Here is a 10327-nt window from a genome sequence, read left to right as displayed (position 1 = left end):
TACTACGGTGAACACGGAACTCAGCGCATCGCGGAGTTCTCAAACTAGAAAGTCTCTGGACTTGCCGGGGTGATTCATTGCGGCGTCGAGTTCTTTGGTCAGGTCGTGCAGCGCTGCGTTGCGAATCGCGAGGATTTTGATGCCGAAGACCTGTCTGAGTGTATTCAGAAGGGTCTGCTCGGTGATGTGATGCCCGGCCCGTGTTCCTGGGAACAGCCACGGGGATTGATTGTTGGTGGTGCGCTGGTTGGCGCGTGAGGTCAAGTATTCATGGAAGAGGGGGAGTAGCGGTTCGGGCACTGGCGCAGGATGTTCACCGAGGTGGAGGCTGATTCCCGTTGGTGTGACTTCTACTTGCTCCGTGCGCATTTCGGCGATCCGGCGGACCGGCAGCGCATACAGAAGAAGCATCAGTGCAGCGATCCGGTTGTTGAGCACCACTGCCTCCGACTCGAGGACTGTTCGAATCAGTGTAAAGCGTTCGTGGGATGAGGCGAGTGGTGTTTGCCGAGCCTCGCGGTATTTCAGGTGGTAGCGCTTGCCGATCCCTGTTTTGGCTCGCCATTGGAGAAAGTTGCGTGCTGCCATTCGGGTGGTGGTCCCAGTGGAGAAGTACTCGTCGACGTGGGCCTGAGTCAGTGCGTCGACAGTGACGTGATGGTTCTCGCTCAGCCAGATCAGGAACTTCCCGGCTTCGGTGATCTCTTGCTTCGCGGTTCGAGTTGCGTTGTCCATGTTGCGGATTCGGTTTCCGTGGATGCGGCGAAGGTGATGCCATCGGGCAAATTGTTCGAGAGCGGTGCGAACATCTGGTCGGTCTGCGAGTGTGTCGAGCCGGTTCTCGAGCCACGTCTGGAACCGGGCGAGTCGAGGATTACCGCGGTCGGGCAGGATGTGAAGGTCCACCAGCATTTCTCGAAGGTGTTCGACGTGTCGGCCAGGGGGTAGCTCGTCGAAGGCACTGTGCGAGAGCATCAGCTCACGGTCACCGATCTTCTGCAGCAGCTCGGCAGCCGATTTGCCTCGCATCCAGGTAACGATGCTCTCCGGACGTGACACCTTCGCCAGTTCTGCGACGAGCCGTTTGAGTCGGAGGTCTGGGGGATCGTGCGGTCGTAGAGCCGCGGTGAGGTCTGCGGTGACGACGCATCGTGCGCAATGTCCACCACGTAGGCGCTCGGCCTCGCGGCCGCAGTTCGTGCAGTCGAGGGCAGTGGTGATGCCTGCGCATTCCCGGCAGATCGACTGCCGGGCGGGTGATAGCCCGGGTGTCATTCGTTCGATGCCGCACAGTGCGCAGCGGCCGTAGGTGCGCACTGCAGCGGTGAAGCACGCACCGCAGAGTGATTCGGTGGGCCATCGGACTCGGTGCCGGGAAACAGCGATAGTGCAGCGATCGCACACCTTCGATCCGCCGACCGTACGCGGTCGGCCTCTGGGACGGTCAGGCATCGTCGTCGGTGATTCGCGCCCTGACTGGTCTGTATGCGTCAAGGAGAGGAACGTCCGTTGGCGAGTTCACTGCACGCTTGTCTCGTCGACGGTTCGCGTCTGTCGCGGTGTAGGTCACGAGGTCGCCGGCTTCGATGCCGAAGATGTCGCAGAGGGCAACGAGAACACTGAACGCGATGCGTTCGGGTTCCTGTCCGACGATCCTGTAGATCTGTGATTCGGACAGGGTAATTCCTCTGTCCCGCAACGGTTCCACGAGGTCACGACTGTTCTTCATTCCAACGCGTGCCATGTGTTCACGCACACGCCAGCGATACTGTATTTCACGTTTCATCGTCTGCCTTTCCTCTCGCACCATCTCGTTCACCGACGCTGCGACGCAGCGTGTTCGACAACACTTGTTCCAGATGGCGTGCCCGGTAGTCGGGGGAGGCGATCGTATAGATGGAGGTCGTTGCTGCGTGTTCGTGGCCGAGCTGCATTTGCACGAAGCTCAAGTCGTATCTGTACTCGGTCTGTAGATGAGTTGCATACGCGCGTCGGAGCGAGTGCAGGTCCAAGCCCGGCGGGAAGCCGAGCTCGTCCACCAGGTTTCGCATCCGCTTCCACAGGTCTCTGCCGGCGACAACACCTCCGCGGTCGGTGGGGAACAGGTCGGCGAGCGGCTGTCCGTAACGGGGTAGGCCGTAGTTGACCCAGTGTTCGAGTGCCTCTGCAGCCCAGTCGAATACGGTCAGGACTGTGCGTTGTTTGGCGGGTGAACCGCGCATCGCTTTTCCGTGCCTGATACGTAGCAGTCCCCATTCACCGAAACCAGGGGCACGGGCGTTTCGTGAGCAGTCGACCAGTTGCAGCTGTCGCCCTTCGCCGGCCCGCAGGCCCCATCCGTACAAGACCTTGAACGCCACCGCATCGCGCCACGCAGCAAGTGCGCCTTTGCGTCCCGAGTTGAGGATTCGTTCCGGTTCGAGATCGGCGAGGTCGAAGAACTGCTGTAGCTCCGCCTTGGTGAACGGGCGCCGCTTGTCCTGGGTGTCGTTGGTCTGCACATGAGTGGCTCGGTTGAATTCGGTGATCACCTGCGAGAACACGGTCCCGAACAGCCGCCCGCAGTTCTCGTTCCACTCGTAGACGGGGTTGGTCGCGTACTCCAAGAACAGTCGGACGTCGGACTGATAAGCCCGAATCGTGGCGTGAGAGAGATTGCGTACCCCACGCAGATGAGCGAAGAACTCGTCGGCATCGTGCGGGGACCATTGCCACGGTGGGGATCCCACGAAGTCGACCATGCGATGGATCAGTTTGATTCGGCGGTCGGCGGTACTTGCACGGAAATTCTGGGTGATCTGCGCGCGTCGCCAGCCGACGAGGACATCGTCGAGGAAGGCTTCGGAGGATGCGGAACTATCGGCCGGAAGGTAGATCAATCGACCACCAACTTCACGTCGGTCCACGTCAGCACCCTTTCGTCTGTCTGCATATTCTGCACTTGAAGAGCGCAAACTGCAACGATAGCTGCCATAACGCCTGCTCAGACCGGGCTGCTTGTCGTGACACTGTCTCATCGGAGCGACGCCTAGATGTGGACCTGGGATGTGCATGCCGATGGTATCGATGCAGCTCAGGCGAGTATCGGCGAAGCACGGGGGCAGTTACACGAAGCAGAGATATTCGCGCCAAGTGCTGATAACCAATCTACTAGTTGACATAATGTTGATTATCGGCAAAACGGAGCCGCAGTTCAGGGGGTGTCGATGGACGCTGCGGCGGTTCGGTTCCTGTGGCCGACGCATTGACGGCGCTTCAGCGTCGAACGCTGTGTGCACGTCCCACTCGAACGCTGCGGCGGACACTCGACGCTGTTGTCCAACGGGCAGCTCCTCGCGACTGTTGACTGAAATGTGTGGATCCGGATGAAATGTGCGATTCCGATCGAGCTTGCGCCACTCTCTTGCATTCCCCTCGCCCAGCTCCACCCTTCCGAATCGTCACTGTGACGATTCGGAAGGGTGGAGCTGGGACGAGCAGGCCGCGGTCCAGTCGCCGATTCGGTGTCTCTCCCATGGCCCTCGAATATCCCACGCGAATCGGTCAGGGATGCTCGTCGAGCGGTACCGGTTTCGTGGTCGGCCGAGGGATCTTTTCGGACTGTGAGGTACCGAGGTCGGAGTCGCTTTCGTTGCCGACGGGATCGGGCGATGTCGTGGCGACCTGATCCGCCAATTCCAACCCCGCACCTGCATAGACATTGAACGCGATGTCCACGCCGTGCTCCTTGGCCCACTGCACTTCGTCGTCGTAGCGGGCCACTGCCGCAACTGTTCCACTGAATCCGGATTCGCGCAGACAGGCGAGTGCTGTGACATTGGCACCGTGACGCGGCATCGCGAGCACGGCAATGCGTACCGACTCGGAATGCCGTAGTTGATGCCAGAAATCGAGATCGGTTGCGTCCCCTTCGATGACTCGTAATCCCTGATCGGCCAGGCGACGAATGCGAGGCCCGTCGTAGTCGACGCCTACGGCATCGAGGCCGTAGTGATCGGTGAGCCGCTGATATGCCGCGAACCCGACACGCCCCATTCCGATCACGACCACCTCGGCGTCGCCGGCATCGCCGGAGCGTTCCTCGGGATGCAGGCTCAACTCGTCCTGCTCGGGTAGACGTGTCGCGATCTTCTCGACCATCAGGTGGCCACGGCCGTTCACCAGAGCCGACGCGACGAAACTCAAAGCCACGGCGATCGACATCTCGACCAGCCAGGCCGGTGCGAGTAGGCCGGTCGTCACTCCTACCGACACGACGATCAAGCCGAATTCGGAATAGTTCATCAGGCTCAGTCCGGCCAGGAGCGCGGTCCGATACCGCAACTTCATCAGGGCGAACAGCGCCAGGTACAAGACGGATTTGAGTGGCAGCAGAAGCACCATGAGGAGGGCGACACCGAGACTGGGTAGGTCCGGCAGCCCGGACAAACCGATCGAGACGAAAAAGCCCACCAGGAGCAGTTCCTTGATGTGGAACAGCGATCGTGACAGTTCGGACGAGGCCGGATGCGATGCCAGCAATACGCCGATGACCAGTGCGCCCAGGTCCCCCTTGAGACCCAGGGCGGAGAACAAGGCGTAACCCGGGACCAGCGCCATCACGATGCCGAACAGTGACTGCATTTCGCCGTGGCCGAGTCCGCTCCAGATCCTCCGAAGGATCCGCGTCACCGGCCACAGCAGTACGAGCGTCACCGCCCATGGGCTCGGCAGCGAGCCGCTGGTTATGGTGAGAAAAACCACGGCAACGATGTCCTGCATGACCAGGACGCCGATCGCCACCCGTCCGTAGAGGGCGTGCGACTCCCCTCGCTCTTCCAGAACCTTGACCACGAACACTGTGCTCGAGAACGACATCGCGAAGGCGAGCAACGCTATCGTCGTCAGGCTCTGGCCTGACAGCATGGCCAACCCGGCGACGGCGGCGAGCCACAGCACGGTGGTACCGACCACGATGCTCGCCACCAGATGCACCGACGTCGTCAGCCACACCTCCCGGCGCAGAAGAATACGAACGTCGAGCTTGAGACCGATAGCGAACAACAGCAGCGTCACACCCAGGTCGGCGATCAGCTCGAGCTGGGGCACCTCACCGACATCGAGCGCATTGATGACGAAACCGGCAGCGAGAAACCCGACCAAGGGAGGTAGCCGTACCACCATGGCAAGTCCGCCCAGACCGAAGGCGATGACGAGGTAGATCGCGGCAACTGTCATGCACGGTCCCTTTGCTGGTGGGGCTGCAACCGGATCTCCAACGGATCGTTCGACGTCGGCACATGCCGTCGGAGTGCCCCTAGTATCCCGGCATACGCCACATTTCACAGCGGACGACTGCCGACGAGAACGGCGATCGACGAAGTCGCCTGATGACTTCGTCGATCGCCGTCAGCACGATCGACTACCGCGGTCCTTCCGTACGGAAGGACTCAGAGCTCGAACTCGGCCGGATCGATTCCGACTGCGAAGCACGCATTGCGCACGGCAGCCTTCTCGTGATCGTCGAAGTGGCCGTCCGCGCCGCCGATGATGATGCCGATCTGGATGACGGCCCGTGCCTGGTCGGGCTTCGACTTCAGCTTGCCGATCGTGGCTGTCGCCTCGACCTTCCCGAAGTCGAAATCTCCCTGCAGCTTGTCGCAGTACCAGTCGAACTTCTGCCGAAGCTCGTCGGGCTCGAACACTCTCAGAGCCTCGTTGCCGGCGATCAGAGATGCCGTCTTCTGGCGCTCGGCAGGATCGATGGTGCCGTCCGCCGCCGCGATCAGGGCACACATGGCCATGCTGCCGTTGGCGAATTCCTTGTTCTTGAACTGGCTGGTCTTGGTCTGCAGCTGGCCGTTCAATTCCTGTGCCTTGGATTTGAGTTGATCCCAGAACGCCATGGAGCTCCTCACTAGGTCGTACCGCCTGCGCAGTCGCGCGGGCGGTACGACCATTGTCCATGGAGTCGGTGAACGGGTAAGGAACCGCAGTTCAGCGCAGTCGCTCTGCGTCGTGAGCTTTGGCCAACAGCTCGGCGCACAGTCGGTGCAGTTCCGCAGCGTCGGCACCTTCCGCCACCGCGGTGCTGACGTCCTCGGCGGCACACCGAACCTCGAACGCTCTGTCTGCTACGGCCGACACCTCCTCCGCTGTCAGCACGACGGCGTCGTCGGGAATCGACGTCCCTTTCGTCGCGCTGCGCTGCTCGTAGGCTCGCTGACGGCACGATTGACGACAGTACCGCCGCTTACGGCCGGTTCCTGTGTCGGCGACCGGACGCCCGCACCAGGCGCATGTCTGGTCGCGGCGGGTTCTGGCGGACATGGTCGTTCAGCCTACTGCGGTCGCGAGGTAAGATCGCCCGATAAGCTGCGCCGATGGGATCGCACCGGGACTCATCGGCCCGGGAACGAACCGACGCGCGGCGACGTTGTAGATCAGTGGGTAGACGGTGTAGTTCGATGTCAACGGATGGCTTCGACGCACGTACCTACTATCGATGGAGAGGACTTCACCATGGCAGATCGTGTACTTCGAGGTAGCCGGCTGGGAGCGGTCAGCTACGAGACCGACCGTGATCACGACCTGGCACCCCGCCGCGTTGCGCGCTACCGGTGCGACAACGGCGAAGAGTTCGACGTACCGTTCGCCGACGATGCCGAGATTCCCGGCACCTGGGCTTGCCGCAACGGTCTGGAAGGGTCGCTGATCGAGGGAACCGCGCCGGAGGCCAAGAAAGTCAAGCCTCCCCGTACCCACTGGGACATGCTGCTCGAGCGTCGTTCCGTGGACGAGCTCGAAGAACTTCTCAAAGAGCGTTTGGATCTGCTGAAGGTCAAGCGCCGCGGCGCATGATGGTCGCCGTTCACTGCACCGCCTGATTGGAAACAATCCGGCGGTGCAGTTTTTTTATGTATATCGAACTTGTCGGATGTTTTCGCGGACCTTTGTTGCATTCATTGTCGCCTGACCAGGTATTCCAATACGATCGAGTGGCGAGGTGGCTGTCCGAGGTGCCATCATCGAGTATCGGTTGTCACACAAGTGGACGATTCGTGAACGGTCGCCGTAACAGTTGTCGGAGAATACCGATAAACAGCGGCATCGCACTCGAAAAAATCAGGGGGCAATAACTCGTGAGCCAGGATTCTGATCAGCGCTCGACCGATGCTTTGCGCACGGCGGCCTCCGAAGCGGAATCGGAAGGTCATCGCGCAGTCGGCGAGCAGAAGCTTGCGGAGTTGAGGCGCGAGTTGGACGGAATCGACGAAGTTCTGCGCGCTGCAATTCGAGACCGCATCGATGTGTGTGTACGTGTTGCACACGTAAAACGAGAACACGCCATTCCCATGATGCAACCAGGCCGTGTCGGATTGGTGACAGAGCGAGCGAGAGAATTCGCGTCGGCGAATGGGATGTCCCCCGACTTTCTCGAAGATCTGTACCGAACGATGATTGCAGAGGCATGTCGCGTCGAGGATTCGATCATCGATTCTCCGACGCCCGGGCCGGGCCTCGACAGGAAACGGTAGAAGCACGCCGATGACGATTCATACGCTCCTGGTGGACAATTACGACTCGTTCACCTACAACCTGTACAGCCTTCTCACCGAGGTGAACGGACGGCCGCCGACGGTGGTCAAGAACGACGTCGAGTGGACGTCCTTGAATTTCGAGGCTTTCGACAACGTCGTGATTTCACCCGGTCCAGGACGGCCCGATGTGGAGCAGGACTTCGGGATCAGTTCTCGCGTGATACTCGAGTCCGGTCTACCGATACTCGGCGTGTGCCTCGGGCATCAGGGTCTGTGCCATCTGTTCGGGGGCAGTGTCGATCTCGCGCCCGCGCCGATGCACGGCAGGATCACCGACATCACTCATTCCGGCGTGGACCTGTTCGCCGGAATCCCCTCGCCCTACTCGGTGGTGCGGTACCACTCGCTCGTGGTGACCCGCACCCCTGCCGACTTCGAGGAAGTCGCATGGACGCCCGACGGACTGGTCATGGCCGTGCGGCACCGGAGCAAGCCCATGTGGGGCGTTCAGTTCCATCCCGAGTCGATCAGTACCGAATACGGCCGCGAACTACTCGCCAACTTCCGCGATCTGACACTGGCTCAATCGGCTGCATCGAGCGCCGCACGGACTCAGGATTCGATCTTCACCATCGAAACACGTTCGCTCGACGAGGCTTTCGACTCCGAGCAGGTATTCGAGGCTCTTTTCGCGGACGGCTCGAAGAGTTTCTGGCTGGACGGCAGCGCGGCTCTCGAACCGGACTGCAGATTCACCGTCATGGGCGACTGCTCGGGTCCCCACGCGGAGTACGTGACCTACTCGGTTGCCGAGACCACGGTGACCGTGCAAGGTGCCGACGGTACGACCGAGCGCATCCACTCGACATTCTTCGACTACATAGACGAGCGATTACGAGAGCGGTCCACTCCCCCTCGACACGACCTACCGTTTGCTTTCGGACTCGGCTACGTGGGGTATCTGGGATACGAACTCAAGGCCGATACCGGTGGCCAACTGGTTCACACGGCCTCGACTCCCGACGCGTCGATGGTCTTCGCAGATCGCGCGCTGGTGTTCGACCACGAAGCCGGCACCCTGTATCTGATGGGGTTGGCCACCACCCCCGGGGATCCTGTGTTGGCGCAGTGGTTCGACTCTGTCACCGAGACCCTGCGTGGCTTGTCGCGAAAGGCCGTCCCGAACGACCGTGCGGGTGCGCCAGCGTCGGGCACTCCTCTGCTCGGAGCCGATCGATCGCTCGAGCCCCGTCTACGCCACGACCGTGCCCACTACCTCGATCTGATCTCCCAGTGCCTCGCCGAGATTCGCTCCGGTGAGACGTACGAGGTCTGTTTGACCAACACGGCGACCGTAGCCGGTTCCATCGACGCAACCGCCACCTATTCGTACATGCGTGAAATCAACCCCACTCCGTACAGTGCGCTGCTGAAGTTTCCCGAGCTGTCGGTGTTGAGTGCGTCTCCGGAACGCTTCTTGCGCATCGACGCCGACCGCGTAGTCGAGTCCAAGCCGATCAAGGGGACGCGTCCCCGCGGAGCCACTGCGGAAGAAGACAACGCGCTCAAGGCTGATCTCGTCGCGAACGAGAAGGACAAGGCCGAGAATCTGATGATCGTGGATCTGGTGCGCAACGACCTCGCCCAGGTCTGCGTGCCGGGGTCGGTTCACGTACCGAAGCTGTTCGATGTCGAAACCTACGCTCCCGTGCACCAATTGGTCTCGACCGTGCGTGGCCGCCTGCGCGAGGACGCATCCGCGGCGGACTGTATCCGTGCCGCGTTTCCCGGTGGATCGATGACAGGAGCGCCGAAGATCCGCACGATGGCGATCATCGACAAGCTCGAGGACGGACCGCGAGGGGTGTACTCGGGTGCCATCGGTTACTTCTCGATCACCGGCACCGCAGACTTCTCGATCGTCATTCGCACGATCGTGGCCACCGAACACGAAGTGACGTACGGAGTGGGTGGTGCAATCGTGGCACTGTCGGATCCCGACGAGGAGTTCGAGGAGACGATGGTCAAGGCTGTGTCGATGCGCCGGGCGTTGACCGGGCGGACAGCGAACAGCGGGTAGAGCGCACGCGCTCCACCCGCTGTTCGGACCTCCGTCGGCTCGAGGCCGTTCTGCCTTACGGAGTGGTGAAGTACTCGAACACGGCAGGCTGAGCCTGCGGGTTTCCGTTGGACGTACCGATGACCGCGCCGGCAACCGTACCGATGACGGTTCCGATGATGCACCCGGAGATGAAGTTCGGGAAGATCGACACACAGCCGATGGCGAAACCGAGGCCTGCGCCGATCGCCGTGCCGACACCGCCACCGTTGTTCCAGCCGATTGCGAGCTGGTTGACCATGTTGTCGAATGCCTGCTGCTTGGTCCGCGGACCTGCGACCTCGGCGACGGGAACCGTCTGCGGAGTCAACGTCAGTTCGCGACCCTCGGCACCGATCAGCGGTGCGATCGAGTAGACGGTGCCGTTGATGGTGTATTCCAGCGGAACAGTTGCGAGCGTGGCACCGGCCTGGTCGATGACGGACACGTTCTCGTTCGTGGCGTCGACCCGGAACAGCCCGGCATCGAGGATGGTGGTGACCGTGCCGTCCGGGTTGACCGAAGTCTCGTAGTTCACCGGGTCCGACGACGGGTCTGCCACAGCATGGCCTGCTCCGGTGGCCACCGCAGCGGTCAACGCCACCGCTACCGTTGCTGTTCTGATCAGTTTCACTTCTGTCCCCTGGTGGTAGTGATTCGTATTCGACGGCATTCGTCTCGAGTGCCGATGGTATTCGTAGATGTGCCC

10 protein-coding genes are annotated in these 10327 nt (G+C 61.3%); 3 read left to right on the top strand and 7 right to left on the bottom strand.

Translation table 11 applies throughout. From position 1 onward, the window contains the following. Nucleotides 1-39: 39 nt before the first annotated feature. From R4P47_RS10595 to R4P47_RS10570, 6 genes are all read right to left on the bottom strand, one after another. A complete protein-coding gene (locus R4P47_RS10595) occupies nucleotides 40-735 on the bottom strand; it encodes a hypothetical protein (RefSeq protein WP_317784735.1) in 696 nt (231 codons plus the stop codon). Nucleotides 736-1444: 709 nt separating this feature from the next. Continuing rightward, on the bottom strand, nucleotides 1445-1810 hold the full coding sequence (locus R4P47_RS10590) for a helix-turn-helix domain-containing protein (protein ID WP_317784747.1): 366 nt from the start codon (nucleotides 1808-1810) through the stop codon (nucleotides 1445-1447). Next, on the bottom strand, nucleotides 1776-2906 hold the full coding sequence (locus R4P47_RS10585) for a site-specific integrase (protein WP_317784734.1): 1131 nt from the start codon (nucleotides 2904-2906) through the stop codon (nucleotides 1776-1778). The genes R4P47_RS10590 and R4P47_RS10585 overlap by 35 nt, the downstream gene beginning before the upstream one ends. 637 nt (nucleotides 2907-3543) lie before the next feature. Next, the gene (locus R4P47_RS10580; RefSeq protein ID WP_317784733.1) at nucleotides 3544-5217 is read right to left on the bottom strand and encodes a cation:proton antiporter family protein; all 1674 of its coding nucleotides are present in this window, start codon (nucleotides 5215-5217) and stop codon (nucleotides 3544-3546) included. A gap of 212 nt (nucleotides 5218-5429) precedes the next feature. Then, nucleotides 5430-5885: a tellurite resistance TerB family protein gene (locus R4P47_RS10575; protein ID WP_032398482.1), complete on the bottom strand. Its 456-nt coding sequence runs from the start codon at nucleotides 5883-5885 to the stop codon at nucleotides 5430-5432. Between the two features lie 91 nt (nucleotides 5886-5976). Continuing rightward, nucleotides 5977-6309: a hypothetical protein gene (locus R4P47_RS10570; RefSeq protein WP_068051195.1), complete on the bottom strand. Its 333-nt coding sequence runs from the start codon at nucleotides 6307-6309 to the stop codon at nucleotides 5977-5979. A 192-nt stretch (nucleotides 6310-6501) separates the two neighbouring features. Here R4P47_RS10570 and R4P47_RS10565 point away from each other — a divergent pair, with 192 nt between their 5' ends. The 3 genes from R4P47_RS10565 to pabB all read left to right on the top strand — a co-directional run bounded on the left by R4P47_RS10565 (nucleotide 6502) and on the right by pabB (nucleotide 9600). Beyond that, a complete protein-coding gene (locus R4P47_RS10565; protein ID WP_027497120.1) occupies nucleotides 6502-6840 on the top strand; it encodes an RNA polymerase-binding protein RbpA in 339 nt (112 codons plus the stop codon). A 281-nt stretch (nucleotides 6841-7121) separates the two neighbouring features. Beyond that, nucleotides 7122-7517: a chorismate mutase family protein gene (locus tag R4P47_RS10560; protein WP_082898863.1), complete on the top strand. Its 396-nt coding sequence runs from the start codon at nucleotides 7122-7124 to the stop codon at nucleotides 7515-7517. A 10-nt stretch (nucleotides 7518-7527) separates the two neighbouring features. Next, on the top strand, nucleotides 7528-9600 hold the full coding sequence (gene pabB / locus R4P47_RS10555) for an aminodeoxychorismate synthase component I (RefSeq protein WP_317784732.1): 2073 nt from the start codon (nucleotides 7528-7530) through the stop codon (nucleotides 9598-9600). A gap of 55 nt (nucleotides 9601-9655) precedes the next feature. Here pabB and R4P47_RS10550 read toward each other — a convergent pair whose 3' ends face one another. After that, nucleotides 9656-10252 (bottom strand): hypothetical protein, encoded by a 597-nt coding sequence (locus tag R4P47_RS10550; RefSeq protein ID WP_317784731.1) that lies wholly within the window; start codon nucleotides 10250-10252, stop codon nucleotides 9656-9658. Between the last annotated feature and the right edge of the window lie 75 nt (nucleotides 10253-10327).

The organism is Rhodococcus sp. IEGM 1370 (assembly GCF_033142325.1).
Lineage (GTDB): Bacteria > Actinomycetota > Actinomycetes > Mycobacteriales > Mycobacteriaceae > Rhodococcoides.
The sequence above is the reverse complement of the archived record's forward strand: the minus strand, read 5'-3'. Positions and strand labels throughout refer to the sequence as shown.